Annotated in this window: 24 protein-coding genes; 16 read left to right on the top strand and 8 right to left on the bottom strand. The window is 55.6% G+C overall.

What is annotated here, in order from left to right; genetic code table 11:
• Nucleotides 1–12: 12 nt before the first annotated feature.
• Together entE and entC are read right to left on the bottom strand one after the other, a co-directional pair.
• A complete protein-coding gene (gene entE, locus NAZ64_RS08595) occupies nucleotides 13–1,623 on the bottom strand; it encodes a (2,3-dihydroxybenzoyl)adenylate synthase EntE (RefSeq protein WP_001222460.1) in 1,611 nt (536 codons plus the stop codon).
• 9 nt (nucleotides 1,624–1,632) lie between these two features.
• Nucleotides 1,633–2,808 (bottom strand): isochorismate synthase EntC, encoded by a 1,176-nt coding sequence (gene entC, locus NAZ64_RS08590; RefSeq protein ID WP_220569357.1) that lies wholly within the window; start codon nucleotides 2,806–2,808, stop codon nucleotides 1,633–1,635.
• Between the two features lie 308 nt (nucleotides 2,809–3,116).
• Between entC and fepB the strand changes: the two genes are divergently transcribed.
• On the top strand, nucleotides 3,117–4,073 hold the full coding sequence (fepB, locus tag NAZ64_RS08585) for a Fe2+-enterobactin ABC transporter substrate-binding protein (RefSeq protein WP_115286215.1): 957 nt from the start codon (nucleotides 3,117–3,119) through the stop codon (nucleotides 4,071–4,073).
• 62 nt (nucleotides 4,074–4,135) lie between these two features.
• Here the strand turns inward: fepB and entS are convergent, their stop codons facing one another.
• The gene (gene entS / locus NAZ64_RS08580) at nucleotides 4,136–5,380 is read right to left on the bottom strand and encodes an enterobactin transporter EntS (RefSeq protein WP_076935487.1); all 1,245 of its coding nucleotides are present in this window, start codon (nucleotides 5,378–5,380) and stop codon (nucleotides 4,136–4,138) included.
• Between the two features lie 110 nt (nucleotides 5,381–5,490).
• Here entS and fepD point away from each other — a divergent pair, with 110 nt between their 5' ends.
• Genes fepD through fepC form a run of 3 tightly spaced genes read left to right on the top strand, consistent with a single transcriptional unit; the run spans nucleotide 5,491 to nucleotide 8,278 of the window.
• Nucleotides 5,491–6,498 (top strand): Fe(3+)-siderophore ABC transporter permease, encoded by a 1,008-nt coding sequence (fepD, locus tag NAZ64_RS08575; protein WP_001277869.1) that lies wholly within the window; start codon nucleotides 5,491–5,493, stop codon nucleotides 6,496–6,498.
• Nucleotides 6,498–7,487 (top strand): iron-enterobactin ABC transporter permease, encoded by a 990-nt coding sequence (fepG, locus tag NAZ64_RS08570; protein ID WP_077917664.1) that lies wholly within the window; start codon nucleotides 6,498–6,500, stop codon nucleotides 7,485–7,487. Before fepD ends, fepG begins: the two co-directional genes overlap by 1 nt.
• Nucleotides 7,484–8,278: an iron-enterobactin ABC transporter ATP-binding protein gene (gene fepC, locus NAZ64_RS08565; protein ID WP_076935488.1), complete on the top strand. Its 795-nt coding sequence runs from the start codon at nucleotides 7,484–7,486 to the stop codon at nucleotides 8,276–8,278. Before fepG ends, fepC begins: the two co-directional genes overlap by 4 nt.
• Before the next feature lie 53 nt (nucleotides 8,279–8,331).
• Here fepC and wzz(fepE) read toward each other — a convergent pair whose 3' ends face one another.
• From wzz(fepE) to fes, 4 genes are all read right to left on the bottom strand, one after another.
• A complete protein-coding gene (gene wzz(fepE), locus NAZ64_RS08560) occupies nucleotides 8,332–9,468 on the bottom strand; it encodes an LPS O-antigen length regulator Wzz(fepE) (protein WP_483640912.1) in 1,137 nt (378 codons plus the stop codon).
• A gap of 249 nt (nucleotides 9,469–9,717) precedes the next feature.
• Entirely contained in the window at nucleotides 9,718–13,602 is a 3,885-nt protein-coding gene (entF, locus tag NAZ64_RS08555; RefSeq protein ID WP_483640911.1) for an enterobactin non-ribosomal peptide synthetase EntF, read from the bottom strand.
• A complete protein-coding gene (locus tag NAZ64_RS08550; protein WP_000396006.1) occupies nucleotides 13,599–13,817 on the bottom strand; it encodes an MbtH family protein in 219 nt (72 codons plus the stop codon). Before NAZ64_RS08550 ends, entF begins: the two co-directional genes overlap by 4 nt.
• A 30-nt stretch (nucleotides 13,818–13,847) precedes the next feature.
• Entirely contained in the window at nucleotides 13,848–15,062 is a 1,215-nt protein-coding gene (gene fes / locus NAZ64_RS08545) for an enterochelin esterase (protein ID WP_000656600.1), read from the bottom strand.
• Nucleotides 15,063–15,250: 188 nt separating this feature from the next.
• On the opposite strand from fes, the gene NAZ64_RS08540 reads away from it, so the two are divergent.
• From NAZ64_RS08540 to NAZ64_RS08525, 4 genes are all read left to right on the top strand, one after another.
• On the top strand, nucleotides 15,251–17,506 hold the full coding sequence (locus tag NAZ64_RS08540) for a TonB-dependent siderophore receptor (RefSeq protein WP_023206874.1): 2,256 nt from the start codon (nucleotides 15,251–15,253) through the stop codon (nucleotides 17,504–17,506).
• A gap of 46 nt (nucleotides 17,507–17,552) precedes the next feature.
• Nucleotides 17,553–18,257 (top strand): enterobactin synthase subunit EntD, encoded by a 705-nt coding sequence (entD, locus tag NAZ64_RS08535; RefSeq protein ID WP_483640910.1) that lies wholly within the window; start codon nucleotides 17,553–17,555, stop codon nucleotides 18,255–18,257.
• 11 nt (nucleotides 18,258–18,268) lie between these two features.
• The gene (locus tag NAZ64_RS08530) at nucleotides 18,269–19,387 is read left to right on the top strand and encodes a YbdK family carboxylate-amine ligase (RefSeq protein ID WP_115286219.1); all 1,119 of its coding nucleotides are present in this window, start codon (nucleotides 18,269–18,271) and stop codon (nucleotides 19,385–19,387) included.
• Nucleotides 19,388–19,453: 66 nt separating this feature from the next.
• On the top strand, nucleotides 19,454–19,702 hold the full coding sequence (locus tag NAZ64_RS08525; protein ID WP_000682497.1) for a DUF1158 family protein: 249 nt from the start codon (nucleotides 19,454–19,456) through the stop codon (nucleotides 19,700–19,702).
• A 5-nt stretch (nucleotides 19,703–19,707) separates the two neighbouring features.
• Here NAZ64_RS08525 and NAZ64_RS08520 read toward each other — a convergent pair whose 3' ends face one another.
• A complete protein-coding gene (locus tag NAZ64_RS08520) occupies nucleotides 19,708–20,049 on the bottom strand; it encodes a RamA family antibiotic efflux transcriptional regulator (protein WP_000155633.1) in 342 nt (113 codons plus the stop codon).
• Between the two features lie 288 nt (nucleotides 20,050–20,337).
• Here NAZ64_RS08520 and NAZ64_RS08515 point away from each other — a divergent pair, with 288 nt between their 5' ends.
• The 8 genes from NAZ64_RS08515 (at nucleotide 20,338) to NAZ64_RS08480 (ending at nucleotide 25,825) form a co-directional block, all read left to right on the top strand.
• Entirely contained in the window at nucleotides 20,338–20,919 is a 582-nt protein-coding gene (locus tag NAZ64_RS08515; RefSeq protein ID WP_000113609.1) for a TetR/AcrR family transcriptional regulator, read from the top strand.
• Nucleotides 20,919–21,287, top strand: coding sequence for an MmcQ/YjbR family DNA-binding protein (locus NAZ64_RS08510; protein WP_064043829.1), 369 nt, complete (start codon nucleotides 20,919–20,921; stop codon nucleotides 21,285–21,287). Before NAZ64_RS08515 ends, NAZ64_RS08510 begins: the two co-directional genes overlap by 1 nt.
• A 96-nt stretch (nucleotides 21,288–21,383) precedes the next feature.
• The gene (gene nfsB, locus NAZ64_RS08505; RefSeq protein WP_000355868.1) at nucleotides 21,384–22,037 is read left to right on the top strand and encodes an oxygen-insensitive NAD(P)H nitroreductase; all 654 of its coding nucleotides are present in this window, start codon (nucleotides 21,384–21,386) and stop codon (nucleotides 22,035–22,037) included.
• A 199-nt stretch (nucleotides 22,038–22,236) separates the two neighbouring features.
• A complete protein-coding gene (locus NAZ64_RS08500; protein WP_001216659.1) occupies nucleotides 22,237–22,686 on the top strand; it encodes a PTS sugar transporter subunit IIA in 450 nt (149 codons plus the stop codon).
• Nucleotides 22,664–23,134: a PTS sugar transporter subunit IIB gene (locus tag NAZ64_RS08495; protein ID WP_000594175.1), complete on the top strand. Its 471-nt coding sequence runs from the start codon at nucleotides 22,664–22,666 to the stop codon at nucleotides 23,132–23,134. Before NAZ64_RS08500 ends, NAZ64_RS08495 begins: the two co-directional genes overlap by 23 nt.
• Nucleotides 23,135–23,148: 14 nt before the next feature.
• Nucleotides 23,149–23,892 carry a PTS mannose/fructose/sorbose/N-acetylgalactosamine transporter subunit IIC gene (locus tag NAZ64_RS08490; protein WP_000927523.1) on the top strand — a complete coding sequence of 248 codons (744 nt, stop codon included), beginning with the start codon at nucleotides 23,149–23,151 and terminating at the stop codon, nucleotides 23,890–23,892.
• A gap of 2 nt (nucleotides 23,893–23,894) precedes the next feature.
• On the top strand, nucleotides 23,895–24,749 hold the full coding sequence (locus tag NAZ64_RS08485) for a PTS system mannose/fructose/sorbose family transporter subunit IID (protein WP_000005802.1): 855 nt from the start codon (nucleotides 23,895–23,897) through the stop codon (nucleotides 24,747–24,749).
• A 32-nt stretch (nucleotides 24,750–24,781) separates the two neighbouring features.
• Nucleotides 24,782–25,825, top strand: a complete 1,044-nt coding sequence (locus NAZ64_RS08480; protein WP_220569918.1) for a glutamine--fructose-6-phosphate aminotransferase — start codon at nucleotides 24,782–24,784, stop codon at nucleotides 25,823–25,825.
• Nucleotides 25,826–25,876 lie beyond the last annotated feature (51 nt).

Here is a 25,876-nt window from a genome sequence, read left to right as displayed (position 1 = left end):
TCTCTTTCTCCTTCAGAGCGGTGAACGTGACGCCAACCGCTGGCGTAATTGTTTTTTATCGACTTTACCAACCGGCGTCAGCGGCAGTGACGCAACGCACTCCACGCGATCCGGTAATTTAAATTCCGCCACGCCCTGCTCTCGCAGGAAACGGCGTACCTGTACCGCTCGCAGCGGCTCTTTTACCACCAGATATGCGCAACTTTTTTCTCCCAGCAGTTCATCTTCCATGCTGACCAGCGCCGCATGGATCACCGCCGGGTGGCGCAGTAACAGGTTTTCTATCTCTTCGGCGGCTATCTTCTCGCCGCCCCGATTGATCTGATCTTTTTCACGCCCGTGAACGGTGATGTAACCGTCTTGATCAATGGAGATCAGATCGCCGGAGCAGTAAAAACCGTTGGCGTCAAAGGCGCTGGCATTGTGTTGCGGACTGTTGAAATAGCCGCGAAAAGTATAGGGACCGCGCGTCATCAGACGACCAATCTCGCCCGGCGGCAGTGGATTCCCGTCGGCATCCGCCACCCACACTTCGTCGTCCGGACACATGGGTCTTCCCTGGGTATTGATAATCCGTTCCGGACTATCGTCCAGCCGGGTATAGTTCACTAACCCTTCCGCCATGCCGAAGACCTGCTGCAACTGACAGCCAATTTCAGCCGGAATACGGGCGGCCAGCGTCGCAGAAAGCCGCGCGCCGCCAACCTGCAATAACCTTAATGACGCCAGCGGCGCATTGCCGCCCCACTCCTGGATAGCCTGTAGCCATAGACTGACCGCGGGCGGCACCAGCGCCGTGGCATTAATCTGGTGTTTTTCGATCAGCGGAAAACAGAGCGTGGCGCTGGGATCGGTCGCCAGCACTACCGTTCCTTTGGCGAGAAAAACGCCCAGCGCGCCCGGCGAACTCATGGCGTAGTTATGCGCGGCGGGAATCGCGCACAGAAAACGCGTCTCCTCGTTGAAACCGCAAATCTCATTGCTGCGGCGCACGCTGTAGTAATAGTCGTTATGGGTACGGGGAATAAGCTTTGGCGTGCCGGTAGTACCGCCGGAAAGCTGAAAGTAGGCCACTTCGTCAGCAGGTGATGGCGTGGCGGTGAAATCTTCCGCCGCCTGCCGCATCGCCGCGTCCAGGCTGTGATCGCCGTCGTCGTTGCGCAATAACACCACCCGCACAGAGCGGTGTTCAGCCACAAACGTGTTGAGAAAGTCCTCCCCGGCGAACAGCGTATGTTGGCGATCGGCAATCACCAGCGTCGGCGCGATCTGCATCGCATAGGCGTTAAGTTCGGTACGTTGATGGCTAAACAGCGCCAGAACGGGCGCTACACCAAGCTTCAACAGGGCGAAAAAGGTGATATACAGTTCCGGTACATTCCCCAGTTGCACCAGAGCGGTTTCGCCAGGTTTGATGCCCTGACGGCGTAAACTGCAGGCCAGATTATCCACGGCCTGGTTGAGCTGGCGATAGCTGAATGCGCGCTCGCCTTCAATGACCGCCGTCTTATCGCTGTCAGCGTGGCGGGTCAGAATATCGGTCAACGGCACGTCTTGCCAGTAGCCTTTTTCACGATAACGGCGGGCAAATTCATCCGGCCAACGGGTGAAAGGTATACGCATCATCGTTCCTTAATGCAGTCCAAAAACGTTCAACATCGTAGAGAGCTTGACGCCGGTTTCCCGCCACTCGCCGACTGGCGAAGAGGCAGGGACAATCCCGGCGCCGGCGAACAGGCGCACCTGATTACCTTGCAATTTCGCACAACGAATCGTCACTACCCACTCGCCGTTTCCTTCGGCGTCGCACCAGCCGACAATGCCGCCAAACAGTTCACGATCGAACGGTTCCAGTTCAGCAATCAGCTTTTTCGCGACCTGATGGGGGAAACCGCTTAACGCAGGGGTCGGATGCAGCAGACAGGCCAGCGTCAGCGCGTTTTCTCCGGCGTTGGCCTTGCCCTCAAACGGCGTACCGAGATGCCATAGCGTCGGCGTGGTGATCAACTGCGGAGAGGAAGGTAATTGCAGTTCCGTGCTGCGATCGCGCAGGATCTGCTTCATCGCCTGCGTCACCAGCTCATGTTCATGGCGATCTTTTTGTGAAGCCAGCAGTCGGTTTCCCGCCTCGCGATCCAGAACGTCATCCGGCTGTCGGCGTGCCGAGCCTGCTAACGGCAGCGAACTAAACCGCTCGCCCTCTTTGCGTAGCAACAATTCGGGGCTGGCGCCCAGCAGAACGCCGCCATCCGCCAGTGGCACATGGAAGTTGTAACTAACAGGATTCTGCGCAACCAGCCGCTCCAGCAATGCTCCGCTATCCACCGCCACATCAGTGGTGATATCTATTAGCCGGGAAAGCACCACTTTATCGACATCTGGCGTAGCGGTCAGCATAGCCGCGCGTGCGACCATCGCTTCAAAAGCATCCTGCTCCGGAATCGCCTTTCGCGCCGTCACCGTCAGCGATTGATGGTCGGTAAAATAACGCGCCGTGCGCTGCTTTTGCTGGCGGGAAAAGGACTGCCACGCCATCGGGATAAATAGCGCCGACGGCTGGCGGGTATCAAAGGGGATCGCCCCCACCAGGATAGGGTTGGCGATGCCCTGCGATTTGGCCTCGGCAAACTGCTGGCGCAATTTCTGCTGGAAAGGGCTATCCGGCGAATCGCCGGCAACCGCAGGCTCGGTATAACGGGCGAAGCACCCGGAAGTGGTAAAACTGCGATACGGCGACATGAAGAAAAAGCGATCGGGAGCAAGCGTTGCCATTGTCTCCTGAGCGTCCTCAGCCAGTGACATATCCATATCATCCTCCAATGATAAAGGCTTATATACACTTCATCTTTCAAGCTGCCTCTTTGTTGGCTGCGCTCAGAAACCCCGGTCACACAGTTATCTATGCTCGCGGGGATTTCTTCCCTTGCCGTTGCGATGCTTCTTGAATGATTTTGTGTATAATAATGATTATTATTTCTATTTTTAGTGCGCTAACCTAAGAGTAAAACGTCGCTCTGTCAACTCTGGTCATGAGTTAAATGGCACTAAGGCTTGCATCTCGCTGCCGCTGACATGAAAATGAGAAGCATTAACTTTATTAATAACAGGACGCTATTGTGAGACTCCCCGCCTTTTATCGTTGGCTGCTTTTAGTGGTTGGTTTATCAATTTCAGGAATATCCTTAGCCCAGGACGCCGGTTGGCCCCGGCAAATTCAGGACAGCCGCGGCGTTCATACTCTGGACCACAAGCCCGCGCGTATCGTCTCTACCAGCGTGACGTTAACAGGCTCGCTGCTGGCGATTGATGCGCCCGTCGTCGCCAGCGGGGCCACTACGCCGAATAACCGCTTTGCCGACGATCAAGGGTTTATGCGCCAGTGGAGCGACGTAGCAAAGGCTCGCCATGTCGCCCAGCTGTACATCGGCGAACCGAATGCCGAAACGGTCGCCGCGCAAATGCCGGATCTCATTTTGATTAGCGCCACCGGCGGCGACTCCGCGCTGGCGCTTTATGATCAGCTCTCCGCTATCGCGCCGACGCTCGTCATCAATTATGACGATAAAAGCTGGCAGAGTTTGCTCACGCAGCTTGGCGAGATCACCGGCCAGGAGAAACAGGCCGCCGCGCGAATAGCGGAATTTGAGGCACAACTGACGACGGTTAAACAGCGAATCGCCCTGCCGCCGCAGCCGGTTAGCGCGCTGGTGTATACCCCTGCCGCGCATAGCGCCAATCTGTGGACGCCAGAATCAGCACAAGGCAAGCTATTGACGCAGTTAGGCTTTACGCTGGCGACATTGCCCCGAGGGCTGCAAACCAGCAAAAGCCAGGGTAAGCGCCACGATATCATTCAGCTTGGCGGTGAAAATCTGGCCGCCGGGTTAAACGGCGAATCTCTTTTCCTGTTTGCCGGCGACAACAAAGATGTCGCGGCCCTTTACGCCAATCCGCTGCTGGCGCACCTGCCAGCGGTGCAAAATAAGCGCGTCTATGCCCTGGGCACGGAGACGTTCCGTCTGGATTATTACAGCGCAACATTGTTGCTTAACCGGCTGGCCGCCCTGTTTTAGCCTTATCGGAGTCTTATCCGACTGACCAGACAGATTTTGTCAGTCGGATAAACGCCTCTTCATCAGCCAGCATTGCTAACCGGCGGCGTCTGGCGAAAACGACGTAGCTCGCCCAGCACTAACAACAGCAGCAAACCGATAATCACCAGCCCGAATCCACTCACGCTCGCGGAAGCGACCGGCGTCATCATTGCGCCAAGACCGCCTAACAGCGCCGCGCCGATAGCGTCTCCCGTGACGTTTTGCGCGGTCCACAGGCCATTCATTCGCCCCAGCATATTTTCCGGCGTCTGGGTTTGCAGCAGGGTGTATTGTAATAACGAACTGATGGCGCTAAGCCAGCCAAACAGCGCCAGACAGATAACACCTGCGATCCAGACCGGCATGATGGCGAACAGTCCCACCGCCAGAAAAGAACCGACTGTCGAAACCAGCATAATGAGCCCCGGACGAACGCTATGCGCCAGTTGTCCGCTGGTCAGCGCTCCAATGGCCGCCCCCAGCGGAATTGCCGCATACAGCAAACCGATTTGCGCCGCCGACATCTGCCAGCTCATCGCCAGCGCCGGATAGAGGACGCGTACCGCGCTTGCCATCGTCACCAGACCGCCAAGCAGCGCAATACCGCCGATAAGCGGACTGGCGAGCAAAAAACGAAATGCCGCTAGTAATGCGATAAATGGATTTTCCCGCGGCTGCGGAGGAACAGGCAGTCGCGGCAGCGTCAGTAACGGCAATAGCGTAATAAACGTCCCGGCGGCCGCCAGCCCATAGTTCCAGGCTACACCGCCGCTGGCAAGCAATATGCCCCCCAACATCGGGGAAATAACCGATCCCAGACGTACCGTCAGCATGGTAATCGCGCCGGCCTGCATCAGATTTTCTCTTCCGACCAGCGCTGGCGTCGCCGCCAGTAACGCGGTCACGCCCAGAGACGCGAAAAAGCCGTCCCACAGGCCAAGGAGATATATCGCCAGCAATGACGGTTCCGGCAGCAACGCGTTCACGCACAGGCCAATAAAGCCAATACCGCAAGTACCGCGCGCCAGCAGAATCACCTTTTTACGTTCGTAGCGATCGGCCAGTACGCCGCCCACCATTAAGCCAATAAACATGGCGCCGCCGGTTAACGTTACCGACAGCCCTACCTGCCAGGTGGAGTGCGTCATCATTTGGATCTGTACCGGAACCGCCACGCCAAGCAGCCCCAGCGAGACAATAGAGATAAAACGGGCCAGAAATACTGCGCGAAATGCAGGGTGCGTCTTCAACAGGCTGAGATTGAGCAGCCAGGATTGTCGATTCATTACAACGCCTTAATGCGAGTTTTTTTAAATATCCATTCAATGGCTGCACATGCTAACATAACCAAATAAGATAGATAACGATAATTACTATCATTATCAGGGAAGTTACTATGTCATGCTCGTTTTCCGTGACGCGCGCGTTTGCCGTGCCCGGATTGTTGTTATTACTGAGTCTCGCCGCGGTTTTAAGCCTGGTCATTGGCGCGAAACCGCTGCCCGCCGCCGCCGTGCTGGAGGCGTTCACCGGCGTTTGCCAAAGCGCCGATTGCACCATCGTCCTGGATGCGCGTTTGCCGCGTACGCTGGCCGGATTACTGGCAGGCGGCGCGTTGGGTCTCGCCGGGGCGCTCATGCAAACACTTACTCGCAACCCGCTCGCCGACCCGGGGATTCTGGGCGTTAACAACGGCGCCAGCTTCGCCATTGTACTGGGCGCGGCGCTGTTTGGTTTCTCCACGCCGCTGGAACAGCTTTTCATGGCATTTAGCGGCGCACTTATCGCATCGCTGATTGTCGCCTTCACCGGTAGTCAGGGCGGCGGCCAGTTAAGCCCGGTCCGCCTGACACTGGCGGGCGTGGCGCTTGGCGCGGTACTGGAAGGATTGACCAGCGGCATCGCGCTGTTAAATCCAGAGGTCTATGATCAGCTTCGCTTCTGGCAGGCAGGATCGCTGGACATTCGCAGCCTGCAAACGTTGAAAGTCGCGCTTGCGCCCGTGGTTATCGCTGGGATCGTGGCGCTATTTCTGAGCCGTGCGCTGAACAGCCTGAGCCTCGGCAGCGATACCGCGACGGCGCTGGGGAGTAAAGTGGCGCGCACCCAACTTATCGGTTTACTGGCGATTACCGTCTTGTGCGGCAGCGCAACGGCGCTGGTCGGCCCTATCGCCTTTATTGGTCTGATGATGCCGCATATGGCGCGTTGGCTGGTGGGCGCAGACCACCGCTGGTCGCTGCCAGTGACGCTACTGGCAACCCCTGCTCTGCTGCTTTTTGCCGATATTATTGGTCGTCTGTTGGTGCCGGGCGAACTCCGCGTATCGGTTGTCAGTGCGTTTATCGGCGCGCCGGTACTTATCTTTCTGGTACGCCGTAAATCGAACGGAGGCGGCCTGTGATGTTTCTTTCTCGTCGGCTTATCGTAAGTTGCCTGCTTCTGGCGGCTGGCTGCTTCGCCATTGGCTTATGGAGCCTGCAAAGCGGCGTCGTGCCTCTTGAGACCGGGCAGATTATTGCCGCGCTGCTGGGCGACGCGCCGCGTAACATCACCCTTGTCGTAACCGAATGGCGACTACCGCGCGTATTAATGGCGCTGCTGATTGGCGCTGCGCTTGGCGTCAGTGGCGCGATTTTTCAGTCGTTGATGCGTAACCCGCTAGGCAGCCCTGATGTGATGGGCTTTAATACTGGCGCCTGGAGCGGCGTACTGGTCGCAATGGTCCTGTTTGGCCAGCATCTTACCGCGATCGCGCTGGCGGCAATGGCGGGCGGTATCGTCACGTCATTGATTGTCTGGCTGCTCGCCTGGCGTAACGGGATTGAAACTTTCCGGCTGATTATCATCGGTATCGGCATCCGCGCGATGTTAGTCGCCTTTAATACCTGGCTTCTGTTGCAGGCGTCGCTGGAAACGGCGCTCACCGCCGGCTTATGGAACGCCGGGTCGCTCAACGGTCTGACATGGGCAAAAACCTGGCCTTCGGCGCCGCTGATTATTGTGATGCTGACAGGCGCCGCGCTACTGGTGCGTCGTATGCGGCTGCTGGAGATGGGCGATGACAGCGCCTGCGCGCTGGGTGTTAGCGTGGAGCGGTCACGCCTGATGCTGATGCTGGTGGCGGTGTCGCTCACCGCTGCGGCAACGGCACTGGCTGGCCCCATCTCATTTATTGCCCTTGTCGCGCCGCACATCGCCCGCCGTCTTAGCGGCACAGCGCGCTGGGGATTAACCCAGTCGGCGCTGTGCGGCGCGTTATTACTACTGGCCGCCGATGCATGCGCGCAGCAACTGTTTATGCCTTATCAGCTTCCAGTGGGCGTGGTCACCGTCAGCCTCGGCGGTATTTACCTTATCGTCTTGTTAATTCAGGAGTCCCGCAAGAAATGACCGAATCCGTAGCCCGTTTGCGCGGCGACCAGTTAACGCTGGGTTATGGCAGCTATACCGTCGCAAAAAACCTTAATGTTTCGATTCCGGACGGCCATTTTACCGCCATCATCGGCCCTAACGGCTGCGGCAAGTCGACGTTGCTACGCACGCTAAGCCGTCTGATGACGCCTGTTGACGGCCATGTCTGGCTGGATGGCGAACAAATACAGCGTTACGCCAGTAAAGAGGTGGCGCGGCGCATCGGATTGCTGGCGCAAAACGCCACTACGCCGGGCGATATCACCGTACAAGAGCTGGTCGCCAGAGGGCGTTATCCGCATCAGCCGTTATTTACCCGCTGGCGCAAGGAAGATGCCGACGCCGTCGCCAGTGCCATGCGTGCAACAGGTATCACCTCACTGGCGACGCAAAGCGTAGATACTCTGTCCGGCGGCCAACGTCAGCGGGCGTGGATAGCCATGGTGCTGGCGCAGGAAACGTCCATCATGCTGCTGGATGAGCCGACAACGTGGCTGGATATTAGCCATCAAATTGATTTGCTGGAGTTGTTAAGCGATCTCAACCGCGAAAAAGGTTATACGCTCGCCGCCGTCCTGCACGACCTGAATCAGGCCTGCCGATACGCCACGCATTTGATTGCATTACGCGAAGGTAACATTGTCGCGCAGGGCGCGCCGAAAGAGATTGTTACCGCAGATCTTATCGAAAAAATCTATGGGCTGCGCTGTATGATTATCGACGATCCGGTTGCCGGTACGCCGCTGGTGGTACCGCTGGGGCGGCGATAGTCGTTCACACTGATGACAAAGCCGGATAATCGCTATCCGGCTTTTCGTTTAAATCAGACTAACCGTTCATCTATCGCCAGCGCGTTTTCCATTTTACGCGAGACCATCGCGTGACGCAGTAATACGCCGCCGCAGGCCATCATACCGCCAATCAACGCCGCCAGGATAATAATGACCGCTTTACCCGGGCCATCTTTTTTCACTGGCAGAGACGGCGACAGTTGATATTTAAACGGGGTAAACTTCACGTCGCTCACATTCATTGCCGCCAGTTGTTCAACATGGTATTGACGGTTACGCAAATCACCGTTGATCTCGGCCACGTCCGTTACCCCTTTTTCAATTTCCAGTTTGCGGGAAATACCATCCGCGCCGAGAGAAATAGAAAAATCCGGATCATCTTTTACCGCCTGACCATTACTGTAAACCGGTCTCTTAATGCCGGCGGCGTTGGCGATTTCCAGCGAATAATGGAGACGTTGAATATTGGCATCAAGCTGGTTTTTGAGACGCACCCGATCCATCGCCAGCTTTTCCTGCTCATAGCGGGTTTTGATTTCCAGCTGGTTACGAATATTTTCCAGCGTCTCTTTCACGACGATATCAGAGATGTACTGAATATAGCCAGCCAGCACTTTTTGCGCTTCTTCCCGCGTCGGCGCGGTAAAACTCAACGTCCACGACGTGAATAATGATGTTTCATTTTTCTTGCCGGCATTACTGTCCACTGCTTTCATTTTTTCGCTCAGCACGACAATCGCCCGGTGAAGATCTTGCTCGTCTATTTGCGCGCCTTTTAATTGATCCATGACATACGGAGAAGAACGAAGATATTCTTCCAGCAGCGAGGGCGAGCTAAACTTTTTAATAAACAGATTAAAGACGCTGGCCCGATCAACGCTTACCTCCATATCCAACACGCGCAGCGCGGTCAACGTTCTCTCCAGTCCCTGCCACTGTACCGGCTCCGCCGGTGTGACAATCGCCTGGCTGGTCCATTTTTGCGGCAGCAGAAAGGACAGAAGTAACCCCACGCACGCAAAGGCGAAAACGGTAGCAAGAATACGACGTTTCGCCTGCCATAACACCTCTATAAGGCTAAACAAATCGATTTCATGACTGTTGGCGGGCGGCAGTGAGTAACCTGCAAGTGACTGATGTTTTTCTTGTTTTACATTAAGAGATGGCATGCCGTATGACCTGAAAACTTTATCCAATGAAAGAACACATTCCTGTCAGAGATTCTAACAGCAAGTCAGAATTATCCGAAACACTCTTTGCGCGCCAGTGCCCGAAAAGCTAAATATTCGGAATTAAACTTGCCTGTAGCATGTATCACTTATGTTAAAAGAATTAATCGTTGCAATAAAAAACCCATAATAATTAGTAATTATTATGGGTTTCAGGATTTAATTTGTTAAAGGCAGAAACAACGCCCGTTATTTATTAATGAGCTCGCTGATGATGGGCCCGATAGTTTCAAAAGCGGAGGGAGAAATAATATCTACATGCGCGCACGGCTGGCGATAAATAGCCAAAGACGCTATCCACGGCGACCAGCTCTGTTCAGGCGATACGCCTTCCGGCACCGTTTTATCCGCCACAAAGAGCGTAGCATGTCCATCAAACGGTACACTATGCGCCGTCGTCAGCAAACGGACGGCATCCGCATAATTGCCTTCAATGGCGGTAAATAAGGCTTCGGAGGCATTTCCCTGCTGCGCGGCGACAAACGCAGCGCGTTCACGTTCAATTTCCGCCAATACGTCCGGATTGAGGCCATTCGCCTCTTTTTCTCGCCAGTTTTGCGTTTCCGGCGGCCAGGTGTCCAGTAACCCCAAAAACGCCACCGTTTCGCCGCGTGCGCGCAACTGGGCGGCGATCCCTTGCGCCAGCGTCCCGCCCAGCGAATAGCCTAATAAATAATAAGGGCCATGCGGCTGCCGCGCGAGCAAAGTCGCCAGATGATGTTCACATACCTCATCAAGGATGGTTGCGGTTTGCATAGGGCCAGCGGGGCGCGGCGACTGAATCCCCATAATCGACCACGACGGGCTGAGATAGCGTGATAATACGCTAAATTGCCAGGCGAACCCCGACGCCGGATGGAAACAAAATAACGTTGGACCATCGCTTTCACGCAGCGGCAACAGCGGCCCGAACCCCAGATTGCGCGAGCGTTCGTCATCGTCAGTATCGAGCAGCTTACTCAACTGCGCCACGTCAGACGCCACCATCACCTGACCCGGCGTCACCTGACGGTTAAACGTCTGGCTTAGCTGCGCGGCCAGTTTCATCGCCAGCAGCGAGTGTCCGCCCAGCGCAAAGAAATCACTTTCAACGTCGTTAATCTCACAGCCCAGCAGGCGGGAAAACGCCGCGGCGACAGCAATCTCCGTTGCGGACTGCGGCGCACGCCCTTTCACGCGTGGCGTCAGGTCCGGCAGCGGCAGGGCTTTGCGATCCAGCTTGCCATTAGCGCTAAGCGGCAAGCTGGCAAGTTGCAACAGCACAACTGGCACCATATGCGCGGGAAGTTTTTGGCGTAATTTTTCCTGCAGCGCTGGTAAATCCAGCGGCAAACCGGAGTGCGACACCAGATAGCCGACCAGTTGCCGGGCATCCCCGCCCGTCGCCGCCGCCTGATTAAAGACGCAGGCATGTGCTACCGCCTGTTCAACATCCGGCAGCGTTTGCATGACGCGGTCAATCTCGCCCAGTTCAATACGTTGACCCCGAATTTTGAGCTGATCGTCGCTGCGCCCCAGGTATTCTACCGCGCCGGAATCCAGCCAGCGCGCCACATCTCCGGTACGGTACATCCGTTCGCCTGGCGCAAAAGGATCGGCGATAAAACGGCTGGCGGTAAGATCCGGACGCCCCAGATAGCCCTGCGCCAGTTGGATACCGGTAAGATAGAGATCGCCAGCCACGCCCGGCGGCACCGGCTGCATATGCGCATCGAGAATACGTAAACCGGTATTCCAGACGGGATAACCAATCGGGATGCTGTTGCCGTCAACAGCCGCCAGCTCATCGCCACAGGCCGGATACCAGCTCACATCCACCGCGGCCTCCGTTGGCCCGTACAGATTGTGTAGCGGCGCGTTGGTTAACGTCTCCCATTCGCGGCACAGCGCCGTCGGCAGGGCCTCGCCACTACAGAAAACGCGCTTTAAGGAAGCGCAGCTTTTCCCAGCCGAGGCTGGCGTGAGCGAGGCAATAAAGGCCGCCAGCATCGACGGCACAAAATGGGTGGTCGTAACACCGTATTGCGCAAAGAACCGCTGCATCGCGAGCGGGTCGCGGTGCGCTTCCGGTTCAGCCATCACCAGTTTCGCCCCGGCGATAAACGGCCAGAAAAACTCCCATACTGAGACGTCAAAACTGCACGGCGTTTTTTGCGCTACTACATCATCCGCCGTCAACGGATAGTGATCCTGCATCCACAGCAGCCGGTTGACTATCGCCGTTTGTCCCACCATCACCCCTTTCGGCCTGCCCGTCGAGCCAGAGGTGAAAATGATGTAAGCGGTATGATGCGGTAATGACAGCCCCAGCGGAGTGTCGTCACTGACCGGTAGTGGTTGGCTATAACACAAATATTCCATCCCCGGAATATCGTGAAAGCGCGCCAGCTGCGCCTGAGTCGTAATTAACAGTTTCGGCTGCGCATCTTCCAGCATCATTCGCAGCCGATCGTCAGGATAACCGGTATCCAGCGGCAGCCAGGCGGCGCCCGCCTCGACAATGCCATGCAGCGCTAAGGTCAGGAAAACCGACCGCGGCAACGCCACCGCCACGCTATCGCCAGGCTGAACGCCGCGTTCCCGCAGCGCGTACGCCAGCGCCACAACCTGTTCGCGCATTTCACGGTAGGTAAAGTGATAATGCGCATCTGCCAACGCGAAAGCCTCTGGCGTTTTTTGCGCCTGCTGCGCCACCAAATCGCTAAGCGTGGCGGCGGGAATCGTTACCGCCGTATTATTAAGGTGTGTTAATTGCGTTTGTTCTTCCGCCAGCAGCATTTGCGCATCGCCGCAGCGCAGCGCCGGGTTATCCGCAAACTGCGTGATAAGCGCCATCAATCGTAAGGCATGGCGGGAGAGCGTGGCATCATCGTAACGCTGTGCATTCGCCAGCAATTCAATATCCAGACCGCCGTTTTCATCCGGAAAAAGCGCCAGTTCAAGATCGTTAACCGGCCCCGTCGCCAGGGTATGGGTTTGCGCCTGTATGCCAGGAAGATCCAGATGATAATCAAATACTTTTATGTTGAGCACCGGGCCAAATAGCGGCGTCTCCCCTGCGGCTCGCCCGCTATCGCGTACAATCTGTTCGGCGTCGTAACGCTGGTGGCGGCGCATCTTCTTTAACTGCGCCGCAAATCGCTTCGCCAGCGTTGGCAGATCTTCCGTCGCATGAAGGTTAACCGCCAGCGGCAACACGTTAAGGACAGGCCCGGTCGCCGTTAACGCCGCCGATCCCATCCGCCGCATAAAGATAAATCCGGCGGCATAATCCATTCGCCCGCATAATCGTCCCAGCCACAACGTCACCAGCGCCAGGGCAAGATCCGCTCGCGGTATCTCAGGCATGTGCGCCGCCAGTTGGCGAAACGCCCCCTCCGGCGCGCTCAATTTCATACGCAGAATATCCGCGCTCGCCGACCGCCCCGGCAACGGCGCGGCAGACATTGACGCCGGCGGCGGCAGCTCGCGGCGCTGCTGCGCCCAGAAGGCGCCGTCACGCTGCCAGGCCTCGCTCTGGCGATAGCGCTGATATTCCTCGACCACATCCGCAAAGGGGGTAAAAGGCGACTCCGGCGTAGAGGCGTCGCTCTGCCAGGCGCGATAAATCGCCGCAATCTGGCGGGTTATCGCCGGGAAACTAAAGCCATCCACCAGCAAATGGTGATAGCGCTGATACCAATACCAGCGGGTATCATCAATGCGGACTAACTGGTGAAACGCCAGCGGCTTACCGCTATCTGCGCGCAGGTTTTGCCGTAAATCCGCCTGCATTAACGCCAGTGCCGCGTGATGCGGATCGGGCTGGTCGCGTAAATCGGCAATCGGGGGCTCGCCGAAGGTGTGCTCAGGATCTATCCATTGCCAGACCTCGCCGTTCTCTTCGGTAAAACGCATCCGTAGCGTATCCGCCTGTTGCATCCCTACCGCTACCGCTTTTGCCAGCAAGGGGGCATCCAGCTCGCCATTCAGTTCCACGTAGTGCGCCACGCTCCAGGCGGAGGGTAAATCAGAGAGTTTTTCCGCCATCCAGATCCCCGGCTGAGCGGCGACTAACGGTAAACGCTGCGTCATTTCGCCTCCTGCTTATCGGCATAATGCGCCGGATTCAGTGTTGTCCAGCGCGTATTAAGCCACTGCTGGCACGCGTCCTGCGATTGCGGTTCGCATACCACGTCCCAGCCTGCGGGAAGCGCACATGCCGCTGGCCAAAGGCTGAATTGACGCTGCGCATTTTGCAGGATGTAAAACTGTCCCTGCGGATTATCGAAGGGATTACTGAATTCCATACTCAACTCCTGTCATGGACATGTGCCCGGTTAAAGCGTGTCGATAAGCGGCTGCCAAAGCAGCATCAGCCCTTGCGTTAGCCCGCCGCGCCAGCAAAGCGCATCGTGTCCGCCGTCAACCTGACGCCAGAAAATGGACTGCTGCGAGGTATTCAGTTGGGCATAAAGCGCCTGATTCGCCTGAAACACGATCGGCTCACGCACGCCGGCTTCCAGTACGATACGCAGTCCGCGCGCGCATAATGCGCCGGTTTTCAGCCGGGTAATGACTTCCCCCTCCGGCGGGGTGATGCGATGGGGCCACCAGAACGATCCTGACTGGCTTAGTACACAGCCAAAACGCGTCGGCCAGTTCAGGCCGGCATACAGCGCCGACAGGCCGCCAAAACTCTGTCCGGCGACCACCGTTCGCCCGGCATCATCGCTAAAAGGCGTCACGGCTCTGACTTGCGGCAACAGTTCCTGCTGCACCGCCAGCCAGAAATCGGCATTGCAGGGCAACTCCTGGCTGCGGTGTTGAGTATCAATCGCGTCAATCAGCAGATAGACGGCACCGGGAAGCAGGCGTTGATGAGTCAGCGAGGCGAGAGCGGGCCAGACGGGCATATTTTCCGCCCAGAATTGACCGTCCAGCAGAATAGCCAACGGTCTTTCCTCCGGCGCCTCGTCTCCGGTCGTCAATATCCATACGCGGCGGGAGTTACCCAGACGTTCGCTATGCCACTGCATCATCAAAGGCGGCGAGTACGGCGTTTCAGGACGATCCCATCCCGGCTGAAGGGGCGCATCCGGCATTTCCAGCGCTGAAACCGCATGACCACGTCCTCCCCGCCAGCTTTGCGAATTAAGCGGGTCGGCAATCGCCTGCGGTAATAGCTGTCGCCAGCCTTCACGCAGTACGTTCCGATCGGGCGTTTCGCCCGGCGCAAAAGCGGCAAAAACGTCATCGCGCTCGGTAGGAATAAAACAGTAGCTGCCGCGCCAGTTAGCGCTAAGCGCCGTGCTCCAGCGCCAGACATCCGTTCCGGCAATACGCGCCATCGTCTGAGGCTGCGCGTTTTGATGATGATCGGTTACGCCAGTGATATAGACCCAGACACGCCGTATCGGGGAGTGTGTTTCGTTTCCCTGCGGGTCGCGCCACCAAAAAGTGACCCGATAATTTCCGTCTTTTTCCCGTATCCATTCCGGCCCGGTTTTCGTCCTCCACCAGGCCTCACTTCCCGTTGCCAGCGCCTCTTTCATTATAACCCTGTGTTTATTATGAATTTTGTATATAAAAGGTGAAATATATTGATAATATTATTGATAACTATTTGCATTTGCAATAGCGTATTGTCGCGCTATGGGACGCGCGAACACAATTTCACCACCCGGCCAATGCCTTTGACGGGCGCTTTGGCTTATGTGGCTAAAGAAAAGCAGGATATACAATGAACAAGAAGATTCATTCCCTGACCTTACTGGTCAATTTAGGGATTTACGGGGCCGCTCTGCCCGTGATGGCGGAAGAAAAAACCGATAGCACTGCGCTCACCAATGAAGACACCATCGTGGTGACCGCTGCCCAGCAAAACCTACAGGCGCCAGGCGTATCCACCATCACCGCCGATGAGATCCGCAAAAATCCGCCCGCGCGCGACGTGTCAGAAATCATCCGCACCATGCCGGGCGTAAACCTGACCGGCAACTCCACCAGCGGTCAGCGCGGGAATAACCGCCAAATCGATATTCGCGGCATGGGGCCGGAAAACACCCTTATCCTGATTGATGGTAAACCCGTCACCAGCCGTAACTCGGTGCGCCTGGGCTGGCGCGGCGAACGCGATACCCGCGGCGATACCGCGTGGGTGCCACCGGAGATGATCGAACGCATTGAAGTGCTGCGTGGCCCTGCCGCCGCACGCTACGGCAACGGCGCGGCGGGTGGCGTGGTCAATATCATTACCAAAAAAGGCGGTAGCGAGTGGCACGGCTCCTGGAATACCTATTTCAACGCGCCGGAACATAAAGACGAAGGCGCGACCAAACGCACTAACTTTAGCCTGAACGGCCCGCTGGGCGGGGATTTCAGCTTCCGTCTGTATGGCAACCTCGACAAAACGCAGGCGGATGCGCGTAATATTAACCAGGGGCATCAGTCTGAACGTACCGGGAGTTACGCCGACACGCTACCGGCAGGACGCGAGGGGGTCATTAACAAAGATATCAACGGTGTGGTTCGTTGGGATTTTGCTCCGCTTCAGTCTCTGGAGCTGGAGGCCGGTTACAGTCGCCAGGGCAACCTCTATGCCGGTGATACTCAGAACACCAATACGAACCAACTGGTGAAAGATAATTACGGAAAAGAGACGAACCGCCTCTATCGGCAGAACTACTCTCTGACCTGGAACGGCGGCTGGGATAATGGCGTAACCACCAGTAACTGGGTGCAATACGAACATACCCGTAACTCCCGGATGCCGGAAGGCTTGGCAGGCGGCACAGAAGGAATTTTCGATCCCAAAGCATCGCAAAAATATGCCGATGCCGATTTGAATGACGTCACCCTACACAGCGAAGTGAGCCTTCCTTTCGATCTGCTGGTCAATCAAAACCTGACGCTGGGTACCGAATGGGCCCAACAGCGTATGAAAGACGAGCTCTCCAACTCGCAAACCTTTATGGGGGGAAATATCCCGGGTTACAGCAGTACCAATCGTAGCCCCTATTCAAAAGCGGAAATTTTCTCTCTGTTTGCTGAAAACAACATGGAACTGACCGACAGCACCATGCTGACGCCGGGGCTACGTTTCGATCATCACAGTATTGTGGGGGATAACTGGAGCCCATCGCTGAACCTGTCGCAAGGTCTGGGGGATGACTTTACCCTGAAAATGGGGATCGCCCGCGCTTATAAAGCCCCGAGTCTGTACCAGACTAACCCAAACTATATTTTGTATAGCAAAGGTCAGGGTTGCTACGCGACTGGCGCGGGTACCGGCATCGGCTGCTATATGATGGGTAACGATGATCTGAAAGCCGAAACCAGCATCAATAAAGAGATCGGTCTGGAATTTAAACGCGATGGCTGGCTGGCCGGCATCACCTGGTTCCGCAATGATTACCGCAATAAGATTGAAGCGGGTACGGTGCCGTTGCAGCGTATCAACAACGGCAAAACGGATGTCTATCAGTGGGAGAACGTACCGAAAGCGGTCGTTGAAGGTCTGGAAGGCACGTTAAACGTACCGGTTAGCGACACCGTCAACTGGACGAATAACGTTACGTATATGCTGCAGAGCAAAAACAAAGAGACCGGCGAACGCCTGTCGATTATTCCACAGTACACGCTTAACTCAACCCTGAGCTGGCAGGTACGTCAGGACGTTTCTCTGCAATCGACCTTCACCTGGTACGGCAAACAAGAGCCGAAGAAATATGATTATCAGGGTAACCCCGTTACCGGAACAGATAAGCAAGCGGTCAGCCCATACAGTATTGTTGGCCTGAGCGCGACCTGGGACGTGACCAAAAATGTCAGCCTGACCGGTGGCGTGGATAACCTCTTTGACAAACGTCTGTGGCGTGAAGGTAACGCGCAAACCGTCAGGGATACTCAAACTGGCGCTTATATGGCGGGCGCTGGCGCGTACACCTATAACGAACCGGGACGTACGTGGTATATGAGCATTAATACCCATTTCTGATGGCAACCTTCCCTCCCTCATTCGGGGAGGGAATTAGCAAAAAACGATGCGGACATCTCATTTTCCCCTCCCCTTTGCCGGACACAGGCTGCATATCGTCGACTTTGATGCGAGCAGCTTTCACGAGCACGACCTGTTATGGCTGCCTCATCACGATCGGCTACAGTCTGCCGGACGCAAGCGTAAAGCTGAACATCTGGCAGGCCGCATCGCCGCCGTTCATGCGCTACGCGAGGTGGGCGTCAGGACAGTGCCCGGTATTGGCGACAAGCGACAGCCGCTATGGCCGGACGGCCTATTTGGCAGCATCAGCCACTGTGCGTCAACGGCGCTGGCCGTCATATCCCGACAGCGTATCGGCATTGATATAGAAAAAATCATGAGTCAGCACACGGCGACAGAGCTGGCGCCGTCCATTATCGATAGCGATGAGCGCCAAATTCTCCAGGCGAGCTCGCTCCCTTTTCCGCTTGCCCTGACGCTGGCTTTCTCCGCCAAAGAGAGCGTTTATAAAGCCTTTTCAGACCGCGTCACGCTCCCGGGATTCGATAGCGCAAAAGTTACCTCGCTTACCGCCACGCACATCTCATTACATCTGCTGCCAGCCTTTGCCGCCACGATGGCTGAACGTACCGTCCGTACAGAATGGTTTCAACGTGGCAATAGCGTTATTACTCTTGTTTCTGCAATAACGCGCTTTCCCCACGACAGGAGCGCTCCCGCTTCTATACTTAGCGCAATACACCGATAAATGAGATCGCTATGGCGCTGAATGATTTTCACGTTTCTGAACCTTATACGCTTGGTATTGAGCTGGAGATGCAGGTGATCAATCCACCTGGCTACGATTTAAGTCAGGACTCTTCTACGCTGATCGACGCCGTTAAGCCCCAACTTACTGCGGGAGAAATTAAGCACGATATCACCGAAAGTATGCTGGAGATGGCCACGGGCGTCTGCCGCGATATTGACCAGGCGGCGGCCCAACTTTCTGCCATGCAGCACGTTATTTTACAGGCGGCGTCGGAACACCATCTCGGCATTTGCGGCGGCGGTACGCACCCTTTTCAAAAATGGCAGCGTCAGGAGGTCTGTGATAATGAGCGCTATCAACGCACGCTGGAAAATTTCGGCTACTTAATTCAACAGGCGACGGTTTTCGGCCAGCATGTCCACGTCGGCTGCGCGAATGGCGACGATGCGATTTATCTTTTACACGGGCTGTCGCATTTTGTGCCGCACTTTATTGCGCTCTCCGCCGCGTCCCCCTATATGCAAGGATCTGACACCCGTTTTGCCTGCGCGCGCCTGAATATTTTTTCCGCTTTTCCCGATAACGGTCCCATGCCATGGGTCAATAACTGGCAAGAGTTTGCCGGACTATTTCGTCGTCTGTCTTACACCACGATGATCGACAGCATCAAAGATTTGCACTGGGATATCCGCCCCAGCCCGGCCTTTGGCACGGTAGAAGTTCGGGTGATGGATACGCCGCTCACTCTTGATCATGCCATCAATATGGCAGGGTTGATTCAGGCGACCGCGCACTGGCTGCTGACCGAGCGTCCCTTTAAACCGCAGGAACAAGACTATCTGTTATATAAATTCAACCGTTTTCAGGCTTGCCGCTATGGTCTGGAGGGCGTGCTAACCGATGTCTATACCGGCGACCGCCGTCGCCTGGCAGATGATACGCTGCGTCTGCTGGACAACGTTACCCCCTCGGCGCGCAAGCTGGGCGCCGACAGCGCCATTGACGCGCTACGTCTGCAGGTGAAAAAAGGCGGTAACGAAGCGCAATATATGCGGGAGTTTATTGCCGACGGCGGATCGCTGATAGGTCTGGTACAAAAACATTGTGAAATCTGGGCGGGACAATAGACAGCATATTTGCCTTACCAGGCGATATCCCGGACAATGGCGTTTTAACTTACGTTTAACAAAGCCATGAAACACCCGCTTGAATCATTGATGACCGCTGCCGGTATTTTGCTGATGGCGTTGCTCTCCAGCCTGCTGCTGCCCGCCCCTTCGCTCGGCCTTGCGCTGGCGCAAAAACTGGTCGGGATCTTTCATCTTATGGATCTCAACCAGCTTTATACTTTGTTGTTTTGTTTATGGTTTCTGTTGCTCGGCGCGCTGGAATATTATGTTATTCGCTTTATCTGGCGGCGCTGGTTTTCGCTGGCCGATTAAACATTTCAATGCGTACGGCCATGCTTTTCTTTACGATAAGCGCCTGGCGGCAGGTTGAACGTGCGGGTAAAAATGCGCGTAAAGGTTTGCTGCGAATCAAAACCATACTTGAGACAAATATCATACACCTTCTGGTCGGTGTCGCGCAGGTCGCGCGCCGCCAGTTTTAGCTTCCGTTCACGCACGTAGCGCCCCAGACTCTCCCCTTTGTACTGCATAAAAAGGCGCTGCAGGTGCCACTTGGAATACCCCGCATGACGGGCAATATCATCAATACGTAACGGCTGATTCAAATTATCATCAATCCACTCGACAATCGTGTCGATAACCTGAGCGGAAATGGTCATCGTGCTCTCCCCTCTATCAAACTCGTCAGCGGCTCCCGCACCGCACATTTACGGCAACAGCAATAAGCATAGTAATAACCACACAAATTGTGAGACAGCTTATCGCATGGCCTGCAATATGCTTTTCTACCACTTCATGCGGCAGCCCTTGATTATGAGTGAGTAAGCACTCATTATAGAAAGCAAAGATACGCCGTCAAGGTACTTTTCAAAGGTTGACATTCACCGTTGCGACGCGACAACGGGCATGATTCAATCATGTTTTTACAGACATAAGGGTAACGTGTAGTGGCTCGTCCGAAGAGTGAAGACAAAAAACAAGCATTACTGGAAGCGGCAACCCAGGCGATAGCGCAATCCGGTATCGCCGCCTCAACGGCGGTGATTGCGCGTAACGCAGGTGTTGCAGAAGGAACATTGTTTCGCTATTTCGCGACCAAAGATGAGCTGATTAACACGTTGTATTTGCATTTAAAGCAGGATCTCTGCCAGTCAATGATAATGGAGCTGGATCGATCCATTACCGATGCCAAAATGATGACTCGTTTTATCTGGAACAGTTACATCAGTTGGGGTCTGAACCATCCCGCGCGCCATCGGGCGATCCGTCAACTGGCCGTCAGCGAAAAGCTCACCAAAGAGACGGAACAACGGGCCGACGATATGTTCCCCGAATTGCGCGATTTATGTCATCGTTCCGTTTTGATGGTGTTTATGTCGGATGAGTACCGCGCCTTCGGCGACGGCCTTTTTCTGGCGCTGGCTGAAACAACAATGGATTTCGCCGCGCGCGATCCCGCTCGCGCTGGCGAATATATTGCGCTGGGATTCGAAGCCATGTGGCGCGCGCTGACTCGCGAGGAGCAATAATGGACGGTCAAATACTGCACGCCTGTGCAAAACGCTTTGCGCTGGAACTGCCTTTTACCGAACACTGCTGGCCTTTCGGCCCACAGTACGATGTGTTTAAAGTCGGCGGCAAAATATTCATGCTTTTCACTGAACATCACTGCCGTCCAGTGGTGAACCTGAAGTCGGATCCCCAAAAATCCCTGGTAAATCAACAAATTTACCCCAGCATTGCGCCTGGCTATCACATGAATAAGAAACACTGGATTTCAGTCTATGCGGGTGAGGATATCACCGTCTCGCTACTCAACGATTTGATAAATGACTCATGGAATCTGGTCGTAGACGGGCTGCCTAAAAGAGAGCAACTGCGCCTGCGGCCGCGCTGATGTAATAACCGTTTCCGCATTTTCCTCCCTTATCTTTTTACCGATAACCCGGTACCCTGCTGATACAAAAGGGTACTAAACCAACCAGGAGCATTTATGGATATCGTTTCTGTCGCCTTAAAGCGCTACTCCACTAAGGCGTTCGATCCCAGCAAAAAACTGACCGCCGAAGAAGCGGATAAAATAAAAACACTACTACAGTACAGCCCCTCCAGCACCAATTCCCAGCCGTGGCACTTTATTGTCGCCAGTACGGAAGAGGGCAAAGCGCGTGTCGCAAAATCCGCCGCCGCCAATTATGTGTTTAACGAACGTAAAATGTTAGACGCCTCCCATGTGGTGGTCTTCTGCGCAAAAACCGCAATGGATGACGCATGGCTTGAGCGCGTCGTCGATCAGGAAGAAGCCGATGGCCGTTTCGCTACGCCGGAAGCTAAAGCGGCAAATGATAAAGGTCGCCGCTTTTTCGCCGATATGCACCGCGTCTCGCTAAAAGATGATCACCAGTGGATGGCGAAACAGGTCTATCTGAACGTCGGCAACTTTCTGCTGGGCGTCGCCGCGATGGGTCTCGACGCCGTCCCCATTGAAGGTTTCGACGCCGAGGTGCTCGACGCTGAATTTGGTCTGAAAGAAAAAGGCTATACCAGTCTGGTCGTGGTGCCAGTCGGCCATCATAGCGTCGAGGACTTCAACGCCGGGCTGCCGAAATCACGTCTGCCGCTTGAAACCACACTGACGGAAGTTTAATCCCCTGCCTAAGCCGGACGCCCGTCCGGCTTTTTTCACCTTTCTGCCAGGTTCCTCAATGATCAATGGCGCGAAGTGCCAGGTTTTACATCGCCAGTGTTAACTTCCTCTCTCAACCCATTGAAAATAAATAACATTTAAAACTGGCACGCCGTTTGCCATATCTGGATACCCCCTATCTGGATGAAGGAGAAAACGGGTGAGACATGTTTATGTAGCCAGCCATGGCCCTTTTGCCCGCGGACTTATTAACAGTCTATCGCTGCTGATTGGCGACGAACACGGCGTGACACCGGTTTGCGCCTACGATGGCGATATCGTCACCACGGAGCAGCTTGAACAAACCCTCGAAAATCTGATCGCGCAGGCCAACGGCGAAGAAGTGGTGGTGTTTACCGATCTGCTCGGAGGCAGCATCAACAATAGCGCCGCGAAAGTGCTGATGCGTCACCGTCACGTTTTTGTGGTGGCTGGCGTCAACATGACCCTGCTGCTGGAGTTTTTACTCTGTGAAGAAGAAAGCACAGACGCGGCCATTACCTACGCCACCAATGCGGCGCGTGAATCCATTGTCTTTATCAACACGCTAATAACACAACCATCCGCTGACCTACAGGGAGAATCCCATGATCAAATTAGTGCGCATTGATTACCGCCTGCTGCACGGCCAGGTGGTCTTCGCCTGGACCCGGGCGCTGGATATCGACCATATCATCGTCGCTAACGCTAACGCCGCCGGCGACGCGTTTGTCTCTATGTCATTAAGTCTGGCAAAACCCGCTGGCGTGTCGCTGGACATTATCACGGTGGAACAGGCGGCGGAAAAACTCGCCAGCGGCAAGCTGGATCACAAAAAAGTGATGGTGGTGCTGGGAAATACCGCCGAAACCCTCGCCTTCGCCGAGAAAGTGCCAGGGATTAGCGTTATCAACTACGGTGGTATCGCGCAAAAAGAGGGCGCGCAGCAGTTCGGCAAAGCCATATACCTGACCGAGCAGGAGATTGCCGATAGCCAGGCGCTAAAAGCCAAAGGCATCCGTCTGGAAATGCGCCAGGTTCCGGCTCATTCCGCCGAATTGCTTAACGATAAACTCTGAACCCGGAGGTCACTATGTTGCTCACCGCAACGCTGCTCGGCCTGATTGCCGCACTAGGTATTCTTGACGGGCGTTTACTCGGCGTGTCGATGATTGACCGTCCGCTGGTGATGTGCGCCCTCACCGGTCTGGTCTGCGGCAATTTACACGAAGGCATTCTGATCGGCGCGACGCTGGAACTGATCTTTTTAGGTAACGTCGCTATCGGCGCCGCGGTACCGCCTGATGTCGTCACCGGTTCGGTACTGGCGACCGCGTTTTCTATTATGTCCGGGCGCGGGCCCGAAGCGGCGCTGACCATCGCGATTCCTATCTCTATGCTCGCGCAGACCCTCGGCGTCCTGGTGCGCGTGGTTAACGCCCGCTTTGGCCACATGGCCGATCGTTATGCGGCGCAGGGTAATACCCGGATGGTTGCCGTTATGCACCTGGGGGGCCCAACGCTGCTCTATTTTCTAAGCGGTTTTCTGCCGGTCTTTTTCGCCATTTTGCTCGGTTCTGCCGCCGTCACCTGGTTCCTCGACGCCATTCCCGCCTTTATTACCAATGGCCTGGTTGTCGCCAGTAAGATTTTGCCGGCGCTGGGTTTCGCGTTGCTGATCAGCATGATGCTTAGCAGCAAATTAATGCCTTACCTTGGGCTGGGCTTTCTGATCGCCGCATATACCAAACTGGACATCATCGCCATCGCGCTGTTTGCCGTGGTGCTGGCTTTCATTATCAGCCAGTTTCTTAACACATCCCAACAGGAGGGCTAATCATGAGTGAAGTGACGCAGACCCTGATCGACGACGCACAGGCTCACTCGCAAAGCGAAAGCCGCATCACCGCCCGCGATTTACGCAGCGTTTTCTGGCGCTCCTTTACGTTGCAAGGATCGTGGAACTATGAACGCCAGCAGCATATGGGCTATGCCTTCGCTATGTCGCCAGCGCTAAAGCGTATCTACCAGGACCCCGCCGAACTGGGGCGCGCCTTACAGCGCCATCTGGTGCTGTTTAATACCACGCCGCATCTGTCAACGTTTGTCTTTGGCCTGTCGATTGCGATGGAGGAGGAAAATCAACGCAACCCGGACTTTAACGAAGAGTCGATCAATGCCGTTAAAACCAGCCTGATGGGGCCGCTAGCCGGGATCGGCGATTCCATCTTTTGGGGATCGCTGAAAGTTATCGCCGCCGGGATGGGGATCTACTTTGCCCAGCAGGGCAGCATTCTGGGGCCGATTCTCGCCCTACTGGTCTATAACATTCCGCACATCCTCTGCCGCTGGTACGCCCTCAAACTGGGCTACCGGGCGGGGACCACCTGGCTGATGCGCCTCTGGCAAAGCGGGCTGATGGACAGGGTGACTTATATCGCGTCAATCGTCGGGTTGATGGTCGTCGGCGCCATGACCGCCAGCATGATCGACATTACAACCCCGCTGAGCTTTACCGCCGGGCAGACTACCATGAAAGTACAGGATTTTATTGACAAAATCCTCCCTTCCCTGCTGCCGCTGCTCTTCACGCTCGGCATGTACAAACTTATCCGTAAGGGCGTGAACATTAACTGGATCCTGTTAGGCACCGTCGCGTTTGGGCTTCTTGCCAGCGCGCTGGGCCTGCTTTGACGAGAGGTAACACTATGCAAGTAGAAGACTATATGAACGAGACGCCCCTTCGCCTGCTGGAGATGCTGACGCAGACGCGGGAAGATCTCTGGCGCGCGTCGCAGGCGCTAACGGAACGCGACGTCACCCGCATTATTCTGACAGGCTCCGGCACGTCATACCACGGCGCGTTGACCGCTCGCGCGTTTATGCAGCGCTGGTGCGCATTGCCGGTGGATGTCTGCTGGCCGTTTATGCTTGACGACGAGACGCTTGCACGCAGCGGCAAGGCGCTGGTTGTCGGCATCTCCCAGGGCGGCGGCAGCCTCTCAACGCTGGCGGCGATGGAGCGCGCCCGCAATGTTGGTCATATCACCGCCTCAATGGCTGGCGTGGCGCCTGCGACTATCGACCGGGCGGCGGATTATATCCTTACCGTTCCCTGCGGCGAAGAAACCGCTGGCGCGAAAACAAAAGGCTATCACTGCACGGTTCTCAATTTGATGCTGCTGGCGCTCGCCGTCGCCGGGCAGCAACAGCGGCTGGACGGCGAACAGCGCCGGTCACTGCTGCTGCGGATGGAAAAGACCTTTAACCACCTGCCCGCGCTGATTACCGCCTCGCAGGCGTGGGCGCAAACCAATGCGCTGGCGCTGCGCGATAGCGCAGATATTCGTCTGACCGGCCCGGCAACGCTGTTCGGTACGGTGCAGGAGGGTGCGCTCAAGATGCTGGAGACGTTGCGCTGCCCGGTGTCGGGCTACGAATTCGAGGAGTTTATTCACGGTATTTACAATGCCTTTAATGCGCAATCCGCACTCATTATGCTCGACCCGCAGCCTGACGCGCGTCAGGATCGGCTGGCGCAAATACTCGGTGAGTGGACGCCGTCTATTTACCGCATCGGCCCGCAGGTAGAAAATAATGGTCTGAATCTGAATTTCCCGTTTGTCAATGATGAGGACTTTGCCGTCTTTGAATATATCATTCCGCTACAAATGCTATGCGCGATATTACCCCCGCAAAAAGGCATTAATCCGGCGATACCCAAAGATCCGCAATTCCATCAAAAAATGAAAAGTAAGCAAGAAATTTAATTTTTATTAATGCTCGTTATTATCCGCGCTGTTGCGGAGGACGCGCTACAC

It is taken from the genome of Salmonella sp. A1325, from assembly GCF_056991255.1.
The sequence above is the reverse complement of the archived record's forward strand: the minus strand, read 5'-3'. Positions and strand labels throughout refer to the sequence as shown.